The sequence below is a fragment of the Kitasatospora hibisci genome (genome assembly GCF_043950205.1).
GTDB classification, from domain to species: Bacteria; Actinomycetota; Actinomycetes; order Streptomycetales; family Streptomycetaceae; genus Kitasatospora; species Kitasatospora hibisci.
The window spans coordinates 1,348,889-1,365,346 of record NZ_CP171642.1; the positions used below are offsets into that span (position 1 = coordinate 1,348,889).

General features: G+C 74.9%; 13 protein-coding genes and 1 pseudogene. 9 read left to right on the plus strand and 5 right to left on the minus strand.

Annotated elements, in window-relative coordinates; translation table 11 throughout:
* Nucleotides 1–114: 114 nt before the first annotated feature.
* The 9 genes and pseudogenes from ACF9IK_RS05745 (at nt 115) to ACF9IK_RS05785 (ending at nt 10,137) form a co-directional block, all read left to right on the plus strand.
* Entirely contained in the window at nt 115–1,674 is a 1,560-nt protein-coding gene (locus tag ACF9IK_RS05745; RefSeq protein WP_395293149.1) for a class I adenylate-forming enzyme family protein, read from the plus strand.
* A gap of 60 nt (nt 1,675–1,734) precedes the next feature.
* Nucleotides 1,735–3,078 carry an MFS transporter gene (locus ACF9IK_RS05750; protein ID WP_395293150.1) on the plus strand — a complete coding sequence of 448 codons (1,344 nt, stop codon included), beginning with the start codon at nt 1,735–1,737 and terminating at the stop codon, nt 3,076–3,078.
* Between the two features lie 446 nt (nt 3,079–3,524).
* Nucleotides 3,525–3,893 (plus strand): hypothetical protein, encoded by a 369-nt coding sequence (locus ACF9IK_RS05755; protein WP_395293151.1) that lies wholly within the window; start codon nt 3,525–3,527, stop codon nt 3,891–3,893.
* Between the two features lie 226 nt (nt 3,894–4,119).
* Entirely contained in the window at nt 4,120–4,311 is a 192-nt protein-coding gene (locus tag ACF9IK_RS05760; protein WP_395293152.1) for a YegP family protein, read from the plus strand.
* A gap of 145 nt (nt 4,312–4,456) precedes the next feature.
* Nucleotides 4,457–5,605 (plus strand): annotated as a pseudogene (locus tag ACF9IK_RS05765) (glycosyltransferase family 4 protein); the annotation flags it as partial.
* A 188-nt stretch (nt 5,606–5,793) separates the two neighbouring features.
* The gene (locus tag ACF9IK_RS05770; protein ID WP_395293153.1) at nt 5,794–7,071 is read left to right on the plus strand and encodes a glycosyltransferase; all 1,278 of its coding nucleotides are present in this window, start codon (nt 5,794–5,796) and stop codon (nt 7,069–7,071) included.
* Between the two features lie 242 nt (nt 7,072–7,313).
* A complete protein-coding gene (locus ACF9IK_RS05775; protein ID WP_395293154.1) occupies nt 7,314–8,252 on the plus strand; it encodes an SGNH/GDSL hydrolase family protein in 939 nt (312 codons plus the stop codon).
* Nucleotides 8,253–8,537: 285 nt separating this feature from the next.
* The gene (locus ACF9IK_RS05780; RefSeq protein WP_395293155.1) at nt 8,538–9,635 is read left to right on the plus strand and encodes an NUDIX hydrolase; all 1,098 of its coding nucleotides are present in this window, start codon (nt 8,538–8,540) and stop codon (nt 9,633–9,635) included.
* A 76-nt stretch (nt 9,636–9,711) separates the two neighbouring features.
* The gene (locus tag ACF9IK_RS05785; RefSeq protein WP_395293156.1) at nt 9,712–10,137 is read left to right on the plus strand and encodes a DUF6188 family protein; all 426 of its coding nucleotides are present in this window, start codon (nt 9,712–9,714) and stop codon (nt 10,135–10,137) included.
* Between the two features lie 66 nt (nt 10,138–10,203).
* Here ACF9IK_RS05785 and ACF9IK_RS05790 read toward each other — a convergent pair whose 3' ends face one another.
* The 5 genes from ACF9IK_RS05790 to ACF9IK_RS05810 all read right to left on the minus strand — a co-directional run bounded on the left by ACF9IK_RS05790 (nt 10,204) and on the right by ACF9IK_RS05810 (nt 16,375).
* Nucleotides 10,204–10,578: a hypothetical protein gene (locus ACF9IK_RS05790; RefSeq protein WP_395293157.1), complete on the minus strand. Its 375-nt coding sequence runs from the start codon at nt 10,576–10,578 to the stop codon at nt 10,204–10,206.
* A 195-nt stretch (nt 10,579–10,773) separates the two neighbouring features.
* Nucleotides 10,774–11,178 carry a roadblock/LC7 domain-containing protein gene (locus tag ACF9IK_RS05795; protein WP_395293158.1) on the minus strand — a complete coding sequence of 135 codons (405 nt, stop codon included), beginning with the start codon at nt 11,176–11,178 and terminating at the stop codon, nt 10,774–10,776.
* Nucleotides 11,179–11,260: 82 nt separating this feature from the next.
* The gene (locus ACF9IK_RS05800) at nt 11,261–12,694 is read right to left on the minus strand and encodes a hypothetical protein (RefSeq protein ID WP_395293159.1); all 1,434 of its coding nucleotides are present in this window, start codon (nt 12,692–12,694) and stop codon (nt 11,261–11,263) included.
* 223 nt (nt 12,695–12,917) lie between these two features.
* The gene (locus ACF9IK_RS05805; protein ID WP_395293160.1) at nt 12,918–13,301 is read right to left on the minus strand and encodes a hypothetical protein; all 384 of its coding nucleotides are present in this window, start codon (nt 13,299–13,301) and stop codon (nt 12,918–12,920) included.
* 686 nt (nt 13,302–13,987) lie between these two features.
* Nucleotides 13,988–16,375: an ATP-binding cassette domain-containing protein gene (locus tag ACF9IK_RS05810; RefSeq protein WP_395293161.1), complete on the minus strand. Its 2,388-nt coding sequence runs from the start codon at nt 16,373–16,375 to the stop codon at nt 13,988–13,990.
* Nucleotides 16,376–16,458: the final 83 nt, after the last annotated feature.

Below are 16,458 nucleotides of genomic sequence, written 5' to 3' on the forward strand. Positions count from 1 at the left end.
GAGGCATCGTCTCATGCCGATTTCGGTCGTGGAGTCGATGAGCAGGTCCCGCCTAGCCTCCGAGAGGGGGCGCCGCCCCGCCGCACACCCGTCCCGTTCGAGGAGTTGTCCCGCATGACCGCCAAACCGGCACCCCTGTTCGAGAGTTACGTCGACGGCATCCTCGCCGCCCTGGACCGCGGACCCGACCGGCCCGCGCTGGTCGCCGCCGACGGCCGCACGGTCACGGCCCGCGCGCTCGCCGACGAGGTCCTTGCGACCGCCGCCGTCCTGGCCGCCCACGGCGTCCGGCGCGGGGACAGCGTGGCCTTCCTCACCGGCAACCGGCCGGAGGCCGTCTCGGCCCGCTACGCGGTGAACCTCCTCGGCGCCCGGGCGGCCTTCCTCGGTACGGGCATGTCCGCCGCGGTGCAGGCGGACGTCGCCGCGAGCACGGGCGCCGGCGCCCTGCTGGTCGACCCCGCCGGGCAGCCCGCGGCCGACGCCCTGCTCGAACGCCTGCCGTTCCCGACCGTGCTCACCCTCGACGCCCTGCCCGCCCCCTCCCCGACCGGCGCGCCGTTCCGGACGCCGGAGCCGGTCCGGGCCGAGGACGACTGGTGCCTGCGCTTCACCGGCGGCACCACCGGAACCCCGAAGGGCGTCCCGATGGCCCACGGCCCCTACCGGCGGATGCTCGACGGGCTGGCGAACCGTCTGCGGTCCGACCCCCCGCCCCGCGTACTGGTCTGCACCCCGCTCGCCCACATGGCCGGCATCCTCGCCGACGCGGCGCTGCTCGCCGGGGGCGCCGTCGTGCTGCAACACGGCTTCGACCCCGCGGACGTCCTCACCGCGCTGGAGCGGGAGCACATCACCGATCTCTGGCTGCTCCCCCCGCTGCTGTACGGGCTGCTGGACCACCCGGCCGCGGCGAGCACCGAACTCCCCGCCCTGCGGAGGCTGTTCTACGGCGGCACCGCTGCCTCCGCCGCACGGCTGCGCCGGGCCGCCGAGCTGTTCGGGCCCGTGCTGCACGGCTGGTACGGGCAGACCGAGGCCGGTGCGATCGCCGAGGTCGGACCGGAGGAGCACTCCGTCACCGGGCCGGGCGGCCGGATCACCGCCGGACGCCCGGTACCCGGGGTGGCGATCGAGATCCGGGACCCGTCCGGCGCCGTACTGCCCCCGGACGAGAACGGGGAGGTCCTCGTCCGCACCCCGACGACGATGACGGGCTACTGGCACCGCCCGGACCTCACCGCCGAGGTGCTGCAACAGGGCTGGGTCCGCACCGGGGACGTCGGCCACCTCGACACGGCGGGCTACCTCCACCTGGTCGACCGGCTGAAGGACATGGTCGTCGTGGTCGGCGGCCACGTGTACCCGGCGGATGTCGAGCAGGTGCTGCTCTCCCACCCGGCCATCGCCCAGTGCGCCGCCTTCGGCACCCGGGGAGCGGACGGGACGGAGGAGTTGCACGTCGCGGTCGTGCCCGCGGCCGGCGATCGCCCCGACGGCGCGTCGGTCCGGGCGCTCGTCACCGAGCGACTGGGCCGGATGTACGTGCCGAACGCCGTCCACCTCCTGGACCGCCTCCCGCTCACCGAGGCCGGCAAGCCCGACCGCAAGCTGCTCCGCGCCACGCTCGCCCCGACCACCCCCGGCCAGGTCTGTCGACATCAAGTATCTTGACGTCGAGATTCATGTCCGGCAGGCTGCTCCCCGGGCGAACGGAACGGGGAGGGGCGGACCATGGGCAACCGCGGGGACGGACTGCTGGCGCAGCTGCGCCGGCCGCCGGGCGGACGGGACGGGCGGATCATGCTCCTCGCCCAGTTCCTGGACCGGGCCGGCACCGGGGTGTGGGCGGCGTCCTCGGCGCTCTACTTCACCTTCGTGACCCGGCTCGACGCGCAGGAGATCGGCCTGCTGCTGGGCATCGCCGCACTGGCCGGCATCGCCGGCTCCCCGCTGGCCGGGCAACTGGCCGAGCGGTTCCCGGTGCGGTCGCTGCTGATCGGCTGCCACCTGCTGCGCCTGGGCACGATGGGCCTGCTCCTGGCCTGTGACGGCTTCGCCGCGCTACTGCCGGTGATGGCGGTCACCTGCCTGGCCGAGCGGGCCGCCAAGACGCTGGAGATGCTGTTCGCCACCCGGGCTGCCGGCGAGCGGCGGGCCACGTACCAGGCTCTCACCCGCAGCGCGGCCAACGCCGGGTACGCCCTGGGTGCCGGGGTCGCGGCGCTCGGCCTGGCCGTCGGGACGGTCGGCGCCTATCAGCTGCTGGTGCTGGCCAACGCGTTCTCCTTCGCGGTGACCGCCGCACTGGTCTCGCGCACCCGGCAGCCGCGGTCCGCCCCCGGTCGGGTCGCCGCGGGCGCCCCGCCAGCCGCACCCGCACCCCCACCCGCCGCACCCGCCGGGCCGGCGCCGCGTCCCTGGCGCGACCGCGGCTACCTGCGCTTCGTCCTCCTCGACATCCCGATGAACCTCGACGACTCCGTGCTCGCCGTCGGCCTGCCGCTCTGGCTGGTCGAGCACACCACCGCCCCGCACGCCCTGGTGCCGGCCTTCCTGGTGCTCAACACGGTGCTGGTGGTCCTCCTCCAACTGCGCTTCTCCGCACGGGCCGAGGGCCCCCACCGGGCGACCGGGGCGGTGGCGCTCGCCGGCCTGGCGATGTTCATCGGCTGCGCCCTCGTGGCCCTCGGCACCGGCGGCGGAGCCTGGTCGGCCTCGGCCGCCCTGCTGGCGGCGGCGACGGTGGTGACCGCAGCCGAGCTGATGCGCTCGGTCAGCTCCTGGGAGCTGGCCGTCTCCCTCGCCCCCGACCGCTCCCGCGCCTCCTACCTGGGCGTCGCCGGCATGTCCCAGTCCGTCCAGAAGTCCGCCGGTCCGCTGCTCCTCACCGGCGCCGTGATGACCGCCGGTCCGGCGGGCTGGCTCGCCCTCGGCACCGCGGTCGCCGGCCTCTCCCTTCTCCAGCGCCGTTCCTGCCTCCGCCGTCTGGCCGCCATGCGGCCGGTCGACGGGCCGGCGGCGGCCGCAGCCCCCGACGGTGCGGCGGACACCCACCCGGCCCCGGCCCGGAACTGATCCGCCACCCGGGCGACAGCAGGGCCTGTACCAGGGGGCACGGTTCAAGCCACCGGCCACGGGTAACGGTCAGCCGGGGGGTGATCGGCGTGACGACTGCGGGAAGCGGCGGATCCGGAACATCCGGCACAGGTGGCGCGGCCGGTTCGGGCGGCGGGGGCGGCGGTGCGTCCGGCCCCGGCCCGAGCACGGGCGGCGTCCCGGGAGCGCCGCCCGGCGCGCCCGGCGGACCTCGTCGGCGGCCGTTCGGCGCGCGGCTCCGCCCGTGGGCAGGCTTCATCGCGGGCCTCGGGACGTTGCTCGCGGGCACCGCCGCCATCCTCACCTGGTGGCACCCGACGGGCTCCGGGAGCTCCGCCGGCCCCGGCCCCGTGACACCACAGACCGCAACACCGACCGCGACGGTGACACCGCCGGTGGCACCTCCTCCCGCCACCCCGTCGACCGTGACGACCCCGACGACCCCGACGACCATCGCAGCGACTCCGCCCACCGCCGTGCCCGGCGCGGCGTGGGTCGGCGCGTGGCGCGGGACGGTCACCCAGGGACGCGAGAAGTACGTCGCCCTGGTGCACATCCACGCGGCGAAGCTCGGTGAGGAGTTCGCGACCGCCGAGTACGCACCGCTGGGCTGCTCGACGGCCTGGACCCTCACCGAGGCCACCCCCGAGCACCTGGCCGGCCGGGAGAGGGTCACCCGCAACACCTCGACGACCTGCATCAACGGCGACTTCACCGTCGACCTCCGCGAAGACGGCACGATCCTCTTCGACTGGGGTCGCTCGGTGGCCACGGGCATCCTGACCCGCGAGTGACCCCTTCCCCCCGACCCTGTCCGGGGGCCGGGGGCCACGGCGGTCACGGGCCCCGTGAAGCCTGACGGCGTGGCGGTCGGCCGCTCGGGCGGATCGGCGACCTCACCTGCGGATCGGCCCCGGCCGGGTCCGGTTGCCCCGGATGGATCATCTGGCGTGCAGCGGAAGGGACTTGGCCCTAGGTTGCGTTGCGAGGGGGCTACTCGACCGAGAGGTGTCTACTGCCATGGCAGGCAAGTTCGAGCTGTACACCGACGAGAGCGGCATGCACCGGTTCCGGCTGAAGGCCAGCAACGGCTCCATCGTCGTGACGGGCGACCCGCAGGAGAGCCGGGACGACTGCATCAGGAGCATCGAGTCGATCCGGAAGCTCGCGCCCTACGCGGAGCTCAAGGAGGCGGCCGCCGGTACGGCCTGACCGGACGCGCGCGCAGCCCCGCCGGCGGCGGGTGCGGGCGCGCGTGGCGCGGGGTCGGCGAAGCGAGGGAATTCGCCGACCCCCGTTCGTTTGTACGACAGATCCCTTTGGCCGGGTGCACGCCGGATGCGGACAGAACACAGGCATGCGCGTCGTCATCGTCACCGAATCCTTTCCGCCCGAGGTCAACGGAGTCGCCCACAGCGTGCTGCGGACGGCCGAACACCTGGTCCGCCGGGGCCACCAGCCCCTCGTCGTCACTCCGGCACCCGCGCGCGGCGCCGGGTGCCCGCCGCACACCTTCGGGGCCGGGCCCACGCCCACCGAGCTGCCGGTGGTCCGCATCCCCTCCGTCCCGCTGCCCGGCTATCCGCAGGTCCGGATCGCCCTGCCGAGCCGGCAGCTCACCGTCGCGATCGCCGGGCACCGGCCCGACGTGGTCCACCTGGCCAGCCCGTTCGTGCTCGGCGCGCGCGGCATGCAGGCCGCCGCCCGGCTCCGTGTCCCGGCCGTCGCCGTGTACCAGACCGACCTCGCCGGGTACGCGCACGCCTACCGCGCCGGGCGCGGGCTCGGCGAGGCCGCCGCCTGGCACCGCATCCGCGCCGTCCACGGCGCCGCCGCCCGGACGCTCGCGCCCTCCACCCCGGCCGCGCAGGACCTCACCGCGCACGGTGTCCCCCGGGTCCAGCTCTGGCCGCGCGGGGTCGACTCGGTGCGGTTCCACCCGCGCCACCGCGACGAGGCGCTGCACCGGGCGCTCGCCCCCGGCGGGGAGGTGCTGGTCGGGTACGTCGGACGGCTCGCGCCCGAGAAGCGCGTCGACCTGCTGGCCGCGGCCTCGGCGCTGCCCGGCGTGCGGGTGGTGGTGATCGGCGACGGACCGTCCGCGCCCGGCCTCAGGGCCGCGATGCCCGGCGCCGTCTTCCTCGGCCGCCGCACCGGCGACGAGCTCGCACGCTGCTTCGCCACCCTGGACGTGTTCGTGCACACCGGTCCGCTGGAGACCTTCTGCCAGACCATCCAGGAGGCGATGGCCAGCGGTGTCCCGGTGATCGGGCCGGCCGCCGGCGGCCCGCTCGACCTGGTCGCCCACCGCCGGACCGGCCTGCTCGTACCGCCCCGGGACTGCGCGGCGGTCGCCCGGGCGGTGGAGACCCTGGCCGCCGACCCCGAGCTGCGGGCCGCCTACGGCCGGGCCGGACGGGCGGAGGTGACCGCCCGCACCTGGGAGGCGGTCGGGGACATGCTGCTGCGGCACTACACGGAGGTGCTGGCGGAGCACCACGGCGCAGCCCTCCCGGGGACGGTCGTGACCGGGGCAGCCCTCCCGGGGACGGTCGTGACCGGGGCAGCCCTCCCGGGGACGGTCGTGACCGGGGCCGGCGCCGCCGGCGCAGTCGCCCCGGGGGCCGGCCGGGCCGCGCCTGCCGTCGGCACGCCCGTTCCGGGTGCCCCCGCGGTGGCCGGGGGCCTGCCGGCATGACCGGCCGAGGCGACTCCCTGCGGATCGTCCGGGTGGCGAACTTCGTCACCCCGGTCTCGGGCGGACTGCGCACCGCCCTGCGGCACCTCGGCGCGGGCTACCGGGCCGCCGGGCACACGCCCGTCCTCCTCGTCCCCGGCGAGCGGCGGACGGAGCAGGAGACCGAGCAGGGCCTGGTCGTCACCCTGCCCGGGCCGGTCCTGCCCGGCAGTGGCGGCTACCGGCTGCTCACCGACCGGCGGGCCGTCGCGCACGAGCTGACCCGGCTCGCGCCCGACCGGCTGGAGGTCTCCGACCGCACCACCCTGCGCTGGACCGGCGCGTGGGCCCGCCGACACGGCCTCCGCTCGGCGATGGTCTCGCACGAGAGCGCCGCCGGACTGCTCCGCACCTGGGGGCTGCCCGCCCCGCTCGCCGGCTCGGCCGCCGACCGGCTCAACATCCGCACCGCGCGGGCGTACGACACCGTGGTCTGCACGACCGACTGGGCCGCAGCCGAGTTCCGCCGGCTGGGCGTACGGAACCTGGCGCGGGCGCCGCTGGGCGTGGACCTCGCCGCACTGCGCCCGATGACCGCACCCGAGCGCGCGTACGAGCGGGCCCGGTACGCCGATCCGGACCAGGTGCTGCTGGTGCTCTGCTCGCGGCTCTCCACCGAGAAGCACCCCGACCGCGCCGTCGACGCCCTCGCCGAGCTGCGGGCCGGCGGGCTCCCGGCCCTGCTGGTGGTGGCCGGCACCGGACCGCTCCGGTCCCGACTCGCCGCCCGCGCCGCGCGGCTCGCGCTGCCCGTGCACCTGCTCGGTCACGTCACCGGCCGGGACACGCTGGCCCGGCTGCTGGGCTGCGCGGACGTGGTGCTCGCCCCCGGGCCGGTGGAGACCTTCGGCCTCGCCGCCATGGAGGCGCTCGCCTGCGGCACCCCGGTGGCGGTCAGCCGCTCGTCCGCCCTGCCCGGGCTGGTCGGGCCGGCGGGCGTGGCCGCGGACGACACCGGCACAGGATTCGCCGGCGCGGTCCGCGAACTGCTCGACCGCCCGGAGGAGGCCCGCCGCGCCGCGGCCCGCGCCCAGGCCGAACAGTACGGCTGGCCGGCCGCGGTCGCCGCCTTCCTCACCGCCCACGGCGCACCTGCGGGAGGCCCGGCACGGGGGCGCGCGGAGCAGGAGGGCACCGCGCGGAAGGGCGCGGAGGAGCAGGGCGCGGAACCGGCGCACCTCGCGCGGCGGCGCCGCGTGGCGGACGGTGCCCAGCAGGGGCAGGCCCAGCGGTAGTGGGAGCAGCAGGAGCGGTTGCCGGGCAGGTCCGTACCGGGCACGGCACGAGAAGCCGAACCTGCCGGCTTCCGGTGCGGGCACAGCACCGTCCCCCCGGCCACCCGGCGCGCGGGAGCACGGAAGCGCGGCACGGCAGCGGCCGCAAGTGCGGCTGCGACGGACACGGCGACGGGATTCAGGGCCCGGGGAGTCGGACAGGCCGGCTTCCTGTGCACGCAGTGACGTGTGGGAGGTACGCGGTGGAGACGGCGGTCGTGGTCGGGGACGGGCGGGTGGTGGAGCCGGTGCGGTTCGTGGCGCTCGGCGACTCGCTCACGGAGGGGGTCGGCGACCCGGTGGCCGGCGGGTGGCGGGGCTGGGCGGCGCTGCTCGCGGGCGCGTTGGCACCGCAGGAGGCGGGCGTCGAGTTCACCAACCTCGCCCGGAGCGGGGCGCTCAGCGGCGATCTGCGGACCGCGCAGCTGCCGGCCGCACTGGCACTGCGGCCGGGTGTGGCGGCCGTGGTGGCCGGGGGCAACGACACACTGCGGGCCGGGTTCGACATCGGCCGCACCGCAAGGGAGTTGGACGCGGTGCTCGGCGAACTGTCCGACGGCGGCGCCCTGCTGCTCACCGCCTGCCTGCCCGATCCGGGCACGCTGCTGCGGCTTCCCCGACCGCTCGCACGCCCGCTGGCCCGGCGGATGCGCGCGGTGAACACGGTGGTGCACGCGCTCTCCGTCCGCCACCGGGCCGTGCACCTGCACGTCACCGAGCTGCCCTGGGTGGCGCAGCGGCACCTGCTGAGCGTCGACCGGCTCCACCCCAGCGCCGAGGGGCACCACGTGATCGCCCGCGGCTTCCACGCGCTGATCGCCGAGACCGGCCGTCCGCTCAGCGACGCGCCCGCCGCCCGGCCCGCCGAGCCGCCGCCCGGCACGGCGGCCGACCTGTGGTGGCTGGCCACCCGCGGCACCAGTTGGGTCGTCGACCGCAGTACCGACCTGCTTCCGGGGCTGGTCGCGCTGGCCGTCGGGGAGACCGTCGCCCGCCTCCGCGGCGCGACGGCGCGGTACGACGAGCGGATGGCCCGCGCGGCAGAAGCAGCCCTCGCCTCGCTCGGCCCCGGTGGCACGACGGGCCAGGTCGCCCCGATCCGCCTCCCCGACCTCCCTGGCCGGGCCGTGCCCGGCCTCTGATCCGGTCACGGGCCGCCGCGTCCGGCCGGCTGCCCGCGACCGCACGGGCACCGGGTGTGCCGGCGTGGTCCGACCCGTGCGCAGGCCGTGACCGGCTCACCGAGGCCTAAGCTCCTGACAGATGGTCATGGATCGGCCGTCGGCCGGGCCACGGGAACCACGGCGGTCGACCGGGTGTCGTGATGGACGGCGGGCGGGGCGTTCCCGGTCCGACGGAGGGAGTGGGTCGCAGTGGTGACGTCATCGTCGGCAAGTGCACAGGACGGGCGCGCGGGACGCGAGTTGATGGCCGCCGCCGGGGTGCTCTTCCCGGACGGGCAGGGCCGGGTGCTGGTGGTCCGGCTTCCGTACGACCGGAAGCACCCGGTGGCGATCCCGGGCGGGGGCTGGGAGCCCGCGGACCTGTCGCCGCGCCGGACGGCCGTCCGGGAGATCGCCGAGGAGCTGGGGTTCACGCCCCGGCTCGGCCCGCTGGCCTGCATCGACTGGACGATGGACGACTTCCGGCCGCCGATCGCCGCGCACCTCTACTGGGCCGAGCCGCTCACGCCCGGGCAGGTGTCAGCGTTCACGCCGGACTCGGCGGAGGTCGGCGGCTGGGCGTGGCTGACGCCGGAGCAGGCGGGCCACGCGCTGCCGCCACGACTGTCCCGGCGGGTCGGCGCCTGTCTGCGGGTACCTCGTTCGGCCGGTCCGCTGGAGCTGGAGGACAGCCTGCCGGCCGGGCACACGCTCGACCACCTGGTGGCCGAACCGCCCGTCGACTACACGCGGTTGGCGGGCGTGGCGCTCACCGGCGGCGCCGACCGGCCGATCCCCGAGAACGCCGGTCCCCCGCTGGACCGCGCCACGTACATCGCCACCCGGCCGCGGATCCGGGCCAAGGCCCGGACGCTCTTCACGGACCGGGACGGGCGGGTTCTGCTGGTCCGGCTCCGGCCGTGGGACGGCCCGGGGGGCGAGGAGCCGTACTGGGTGCTCCCGGGCGGCGGCATCGAGGCGGACCGGGAGCTGCCCCGGGCAGCGGCCCGCCGCGAGGTCCGCGAGGAGCTGGGGTGGGAGTGCGAACCGGGCCGGCTGCTGGCGCTGGACTGGCTGCCCGGCCGGGACGCGGACCCCGCGAGCCGGCGGGACACGGCCGTCCTGGTCTACCTCTTCGACGGCGGTACGGTGACGGAGGAACAGTCGGCTTCGGCCGTCCTGGCCGAGGACGAGCTGGTGGAACTGCGGTTCTGCGGCCCGGAGGAGGCACAGCGCCTGCTCTCGCCGGAGTCCTGGGCCCGGACGTCGGCCGCGCTCGCCGCCCGGCACCGCCCGGGCGGGCCGGCCGAGCTGGTCGGGGGACGTGCGGCCGAACGACCCGAGCGGCCTCAGGCGCGCTGACCCCGCGGGGTGGTCCGGTGGTGCTCGTCCCTGTGGTCCACTGCTCCGAACGGTGTTCCTGGGTGACACTGGGCGCATGCAGAACGGGATCGCAGAGGTGCTCACCGGACGGCGGGTGGCGGCGGTCAGCGGCGGCGGCCGGCTCGACCTCACACTGGACGGGCCGGTGACCGTGCGGGTGGCGCACGAGTTCCGTGTCGACGCGCCGTCCGAGGTGGAGCATCACTACCCCGGGCTGACCCTCCGCCCCACCGGCCCCCTGCTGGGTCTGGTCGGACGGGCGGTCGCCGGCGCCCGGGTGACCATGGCCGGCGGGCTGGAGGTGGCGTTCGACGGCGGCGTCACGCTCTCGGTGCCACCGCACGCGGTGGTCGCGCCCTGGAGCGTGCTCACGCCCGAGGGCGCCGTCTGCGACGGGCTCGCCGGCGGCGAGGTGGTCTGGTCGGCCGGCCCGGCAGCGGAACGCCGAACCGAGGGGTGGGCCGGGCCGCACGCCGGATGACGCGCGGCCCGGCCCCCGGGGAGGCCTCCGGGGGTGTGGCCTCCCCGGGGGTCGGACCCTCGGCCGTCAGACCTCCAGGTCGTTCTCGATCTTCGTCAGCTGGTGGCGTGCCATGGCGAGGTTGGCCCGGGCCTTGTCCAGTGCGAGGTAGAGGAACAGGCCCTTGCCGCTGCGGCTGGTGAGCGGGCGGATCAGGTGGTACTGGCTGCTGAGCGTGATGAGGATGTCCTCGATCCCGTCCCCCAGGCCCAGCATGTCCATCGTGCGCATCTTGGCACGGACCACATCGGTGTTCCCGGCGGCGGCGACGTTGAGGTCGAGCCCGCCCGCGCCGTCGAGGGTGGCGAGCGCCATCCCGCTGCTGTAGTCCACCAGGGCGGCGCCGATGGCGCCTTCGATCCCGCTCATGGCCTGCTTGAGTGCGCCGGGTGCGTCCGTCATGTCGGTTTCTCCAGTTCGTTCGAAGGGGTGGTTCGAGGTTGGTCGAAAGGTGGGTGGTCGAAAGGTGGGGTGGTCGGGTGGGTCGGCGGTCAGGTGGATCGGCGGTCAGGTGGGTCGGTGGTCGGGTGGGTCGGTGGTCGGGTGGTCGGATCGCCAGGTCGCCCTGGCGGGCGGGGAGGCGCCGGGGCGGAGCGGTCAGCTCACCTCGCGCGGTTCCCGGGCCTCCTTGGGGGTGAGGGAGTCGTTGAGCAGCGCGGCGATCCGCTGGGCGGAGCGGCGGGCCTCCAGGTGCAACCGGCCGACGTTCACGTCCGGGTGTGCCAGCAGCGTGAGCACGCAGCTGCCGCCCGCGCCGTAGGTGGCCACGTAGCCGTACTCGCCGCGGACCAACGACTCCCGGAAGTCGCCCTGCCCGGTGGCGTCGGCGAGGCGCTGGGCCAGACTGAGGGAGGCGGCGGTCATGGCGGCCACCCCGGTCGGCTCGGTTCCATGGGTGTCGTGTGCGACCAGCATGCCGTCCACACTCCCCACCAGGCCGCCCGCGAGGTGCGGCACCCGGTGCTTGAGGGCGCGGAGTTCGGCCAGCAGCTCGGTCTCCAAGGCGATCAGTTGTCTCCTTCCGACACGCTGCTTGAGCGCCCGCCTCATGGCCGAGAGGGCGGGGTCGCGGGCGGAGAGAGGTTCAAAGTCGGGCCTCCAGAAGGGTTCGGACCCGGGTCAGCAGCGCGATGTCCGGGTCGGTGACGGTCAACGGGTGGGCCGCTGCCGGGGTCGGTGGGTGGATCGGGGTGGGCGGACGGGCGGAGCGGGCGGCGGGCGGGAGCAGTCCTGCCAGCGCGGCGCCGGGCACCCGCCGGTGCAGGCCGCCGACGGTACGGCCGGCGACGGCCTGACCGGCACCCACGACCTGCCCTGCACCCGTCACCTGGCCCGTCCCGGCTGCCTGATCGGCAGTCGGGGCCTGGCCGGTACCGGCGCTCTGACCGGCCGCGACCGCCTGGTCGACCGCAGCCGTCGGACCGGCCTCGGCCACCGGGCCGGCGCCGACGACCCCACCCCCGCCGGTGGCCTGACCACTGTCGGGACCACTGCCTCCGGCACGGCCCGGAGCGGCACGGCCGGCGGCCTGTCCGCCGGGCCCCCGGACCTCCGCGGCGCGGGCGCCCCCGTCCCGTACCTCACCGGCCGGCACCCCCGCCGCCTGCACCCCGGTGGTGCGGACGACCGGCTCCGCGGCCGGACGAGCGGCGTGCCGCGGCGCGGGCCGGGGCACGTTTCGCCCCGGGGTGGCGACCAGTCCGGCGGCCGCCAGCCGCCGGACGTCGGCCGTGGTGGCGAAGGCCGAGCGGCCGAGCAGCCGGGCCAGCTCCGCCGGGGTTCTTCGGCCGTCGGCCTGGTCGAGCAGCTCGCACTGGCGCCGCGTGGGCGGGCGCTGACGGCCGGCGCGGTCACCCGGCCCGGCCACCGCTCCCCGGACGCCGGTCGGGCACACCGGCGCGGCGTCGAGCTGCGGCCAGGGCCAGATCCGGTCCAGCAGGCGGCGCCGGCGCTCGACCTCCCGGCAGAGCCGCTTGGCGCTCACCGCCGAGACCGGACCGAGCCAGTGCCGGACACCCGGTTCGAACAGCCAGTCCTCGGTGCCCGGTTCGCCGTCGTCGGCCTCGGCCACGACCTGCCCGCCACCACTGGACCCGCCACGCCCGAACCCGTCGCCCCCGGGGGCTCCGCCGCCCGGTCTCCCGGTCCGCAGACCCGCCTCCCCCGCACACGACGCGACACGGCCCGCCGTCAGAACACAGTAGGCGGCGTCGAACAGGACTCCGAGGTGGCTCACCTCCAACTCGCCGCGCGTGAGTCGCCGTTGGTCCACCAGCGCGCCGGCCACCAGGCCGTACGGACCGAACGCACCGACCACCTCGTGCCACGCCTCCGGGGCGATCCGGCCGCTCCGGGTGAGCAGCACGGCCAGGTCCGGGGCGAGGTCGGACTCGGCGTGCACCACCAGGCCGTCGGTGAAGTACACGGCGCCTGCCGGTCCTCGCAGTACGCCGGTCGCGCGCTGGTCGGCCAGCCAGCCGACGGCGGCGAGCGCGTCGACGGCGGTCACGGTCGTCACGCCGACCACCGGGGAAGCCGAACGGGACGGGAGCCCCGGGAGGAGGGAGGCCGGAGGGCACCGGCGGCCCGGAAGTCCTGGAGGAGCCGAAGCAGTCGGAGGGGACGCCCCAGGCGCGCGGTCCCGCCGTCGGTCCGGCCGACGTGGCCGCAACCACGGTCGCTTGGCCGAAACATGACGGCTCGCCCACGCTCGCCTCCCTGTACGTTCACCGACTCGTTCGTCATCCGAGCACCAGTTCCTCGGCAAGGGTCTGGAGGCGGTAGCGGGCAGCGGCGAGATTGCCGTCGACCCGGTCCAACCAGAGGTGCAGGACGAGCGGACTGTCGAAGACGGTGTCAATGAAGCAGATCAGGTGGTAACTACGGCCCGCAGTGACGATGATGTCCTGCAGCGGTGTCCGCACGTCCTCCGCAGCGGTGAAGGTCTGGCCCTCAACGGCCGCCCGCACCAAGTCGGTTGCCTCCGCCGCCGAGGTCTCGTGGTCTCCCGCGGGGCTGACGCCGAGGCTGCCGAGGGCGAGTCCGCTGCTCCAGTCGATGAGACTGGCTGCACGGGCGCCGGCGATCGCCATCGCCCCGGACAGGCATTCGTCGATACCCGGCACTCGGGCTCCTTCGGAGGGTTGGGGCAGCCGGTTTCACTCGGCCGGCGCCGGCCGGACCACCACGACCAGTGGCGGGTTCGACACGGAAGGCTACTGCCGGATCCCGTACGACGAACATTCCGATGGCATATTCACACCAGATGCGCCTGTTTCCAGCCAACCTGTGATAATGCATCAGCGCAGCGTGACCGGCAAAAGCCCTGGCCGTGACCGCGGTGCAGATCCGCCCAGTCGAGCCACCTGGGACGGGACCTTGGCCGGTACTCGGCCACGCCAGACGGTTTCAGCCACAACCTGCGATAGGACAGACCTTCGACCTCGCCCGGAACCGGCTCGGCCCACACCCGGCCGGCCCCAGGCCGAACCCCGGCCCCACCCGGCACGAGCACAGGCGGGCGGGCAGGCGGGCAGGCGCAACGCACCACGACGACACAGCGGCGCGACGACGACACGACGACGAGGGGCCGTTCCAGTGCGGAACGGCCCCTCGGATGGAGCGCCAGGCCCGGGTTGAACGGACTCTCCCTACTGAAAGTAGGACGTGCTCCGGTAGCACCACTGACGCCTGTTCGAGAGAACGTCTCCCCTCGACGCGATGAACAGTAGCAGGACATCACGCCTGCTCAGAAATCGCATGGAAGCGGACGGAGAGGTGGACCTCCCGGGCGGCGGCCGCACCCCACCCCTCAGGCGCCGACGTACTCCGCCAGGTGCCGGCCGGTCAGCGTGGAACGGGCGGCGACCAGCTCCGCCGGAGTGCCCTCGAAGACGACCCGGCCGCCGTCGTGGCCGGCGCCGGGCCCGAGGTCGATGATCCAGTCGGCGTGCGCCATGACCGCCTGGTGGTGCTCGATGACGACGACCGACTTGCCGGAGTCGACCAACCGGTCGAGCAGGCCCAGCAGCTGCTCCACGTCGGCGAGGTGGAGGCCGGTGGTCGGCTCGTCGAGGACGTAGACACCACCCTTCTCGGCCATGTGGGTGGCCAGCTTGAGCCGCTGCCGCTCGCCACCGGACAGCGTGGTGAGCGGCTGGCCGAGGGTCAGGTAGCCGAGCCCGACGTCGGCGAGCCGCCCGAGGATGCGGTGCGCGGCCGGCGTGCGCGCCGCTCCGTCACCGAAGAACGCCGCCGCCTCGGCCACCGACATCGCGAGCACCTCGCTGATGTCACGGCCGCCGAGCCGGTACTCCAGCACCGACGCCTCGAACCGCTTCCCCTCGCACTCCTCGCACGTGGTGGCGACGCCCGCCATCATCGCCAGGTCGGTGTAGACGACGCCGGCGCCGTTGCAGGTGGGACAGGCTCCCTCGGAGTTGGCGCTGAACAACGCAGGCTTCACGCCGTTGGCCTTCGCGAACGCCTTGCGGATCGGGTCGAGCAGACCGCTGTAGGTGGCCGGGTTGCTCCGCCGCGAGCCGCGGATCGCCGCCTGGTCGATCGCGACCACGCCCGCGCCGTCGCCGCCCGCGCCGCCGGCCCCCGGGGCGTTCACCAGCGACCCGTGCACCAGCGAGCTCTTTCCGGAGCCGGCCACACCGGTGACGACGCACAGCACCCCGAGCGGGACGTCGACGTCGACGTCGCGCAGGTTGTTCGCCGACGCACCGCGGATCTCCAGCGCACCGGTGGGCTTGCGGACCGTCTCCTTGAGCGCCGCCCGGTCGTCGAGGTGGCGGCCCGTGACGGTGCCACCGGCTCGCAGGCCGGCCACGGTGCCCTCGAAGCAGACCGTGCCGCCCCCCGAACCGGCTCCGGGTCCCAGGTCGACGACGTGGTCGGCGATCGCGATCATCTCCGGCTTGTGCTCCACCACCAGCACCGTGTTGCCCTTGTCCCGCAGGCGCAGCAGCAGCTCGTTCATCCGCTGGATGTCGTGCGGGTGCAGCCCGATCGTCGGCTCGTCGAAGACGTAGGTGGTGTCGGTGAGCGAGGAGCCGAGGTGGCGGATCATCTTGACGCGTTGCGCCTCGCCGCCGGACAGGGTGCCGGAGGGCCGGTCGAGCGCGAGGTAGCCGAGGCCGATCTCGACGAAGGAGTCGAGGGTCTGTCGTAGCGAGGCGAGCAGCGGCGCGACCGACGGCTCGTCAAGTCCGCGGACCCAGGTGGCGAGGTCGCTGATCTGCATCGCACAGGCGTCGGCGATGCAGATCCCCTCGATCTTCGAGGACCGGGCGCCCTCGTTGAGCCGCGTGCCGTCGCAGTCGGGGCAGGTGCCGAAGGTCGTCGCCCGCTCGACGAAGGCGCGGATGTGCGGCTGCAGCGAGTCGACGTCCTTGGCCAGGAAGGACTTCTGGATCTTCGGGATCAGGCCCTCGTACGTCAGGTTGATGCCGTCGACCTTGATCTTGGTGGGCTCCCGGTGGAGCAGGTCGTGCAGCTCCTGCTGGGTGAACTCCCGGATCGGCTTGTCCGGGTCGAAGAAGCCGCAGCCACGGAAGATGCGGCCGTACCAGCCGTCCATGGTGTAGCCGGGGATCGTCAGCGCGCCCTCGTTGAGCGACTTGCCGTCGTCGTACAGCTGGGTGAGGTCGATGTCGGACACCGTGCCGCGGCCCTCACAGGTGGAGCACATGCCACCGGTGACGGTGAAGCTGCGCCGCTCCTTCACGGTCTTCCCGCCGCGTTCGAGCGTGATCGCGCCCGCTCCGGCCACCGAGGGGATGTTGAAGGAGAAGGCCCGGGACGATCCGATGTGCGGCCGGCCGAGCCGGCTGAAGAGGATGCGCAGCATCGCGTTGGCGTCGGTGGCGGTGCCGACCGTGGACCGCGGGTCGCCGCCCATCCGCTGCTGGTCGACGATGATCGCGGTGGTCAGCCCTTCGAGGACGTCGACGTCGGGCCGGGCCAGGGTCGGCATGAAGCCCTGGACGAACGCACTGTAGGTCTCGTTGATCAGCCGCTGCGACTCGGCGGCGATCGTGCTGAACACCAGCGAGCTCTTGCCGGAGCCGGACACACCGGTGAACACCGTCAGCCGGCGCTTCGGGATCTCGACGCTGACGTCCTTGAGGTTGTTCTCGCGCGCGCCGTGCACGCGGATCAGATCGTGACTGTCGGCGGCGGCCATGCTCATCGTCGTCTCCCCTTGTCGCCTCGTCGGCCCCTGGCGGCCCATCGGCGGGCCCCACTTCGCCAGTGGGCCCCGCTTCGCCGGTG

Bases quoted from the DNA above. Each gene is read 5' to 3' on its own strand.
- ACF9IK_RS05745 (WP_395293149.1), top strand. From the start codon at position 115: ATGACCGCCAAACCGGCACCCCTGTTCGAGAGTTACGTCGACGGCATC.
- ACF9IK_RS05750 (WP_395293150.1), top strand. From the start codon at position 1,735: ATGGGCAACCGCGGGGACGGACTGCTGGCGCAGCTGCGCCGGCCGCCG.
- ACF9IK_RS05760 (WP_395293152.1), top strand. From the start codon at position 4,120: ATGGCAGGCAAGTTCGAGCTGTACACCGACGAGAGCGGCATGCACCGG.
- ACF9IK_RS05770 (WP_395293153.1), top strand. From the start codon at position 5,794: ATGACCGGCCGAGGCGACTCCCTGCGGATCGTCCGGGTGGCGAACTTC.
- ACF9IK_RS05780 (WP_395293155.1), top strand. From the start codon at position 8,538: ATGGCCGCCGCCGGGGTGCTCTTCCCGGACGGGCAGGGCCGGGTGCTG.
- ACF9IK_RS05785 (WP_395293156.1), top strand. From the start codon at position 9,712: ATGCAGAACGGGATCGCAGAGGTGCTCACCGGACGGCGGGTGGCGGCG.
- ACF9IK_RS05790 (WP_395293157.1), bottom strand. From the start codon at position 10,578: ATGACGGACGCACCCGGCGCACTCAAGCAGGCCATGAGCGGGATCGAA.
- ACF9IK_RS05810 (WP_395293161.1), bottom strand. From the start codon at position 16,375: ATGAGCATGGCCGCCGCCGACAGTCACGATCTGATCCGCGTGCACGGC.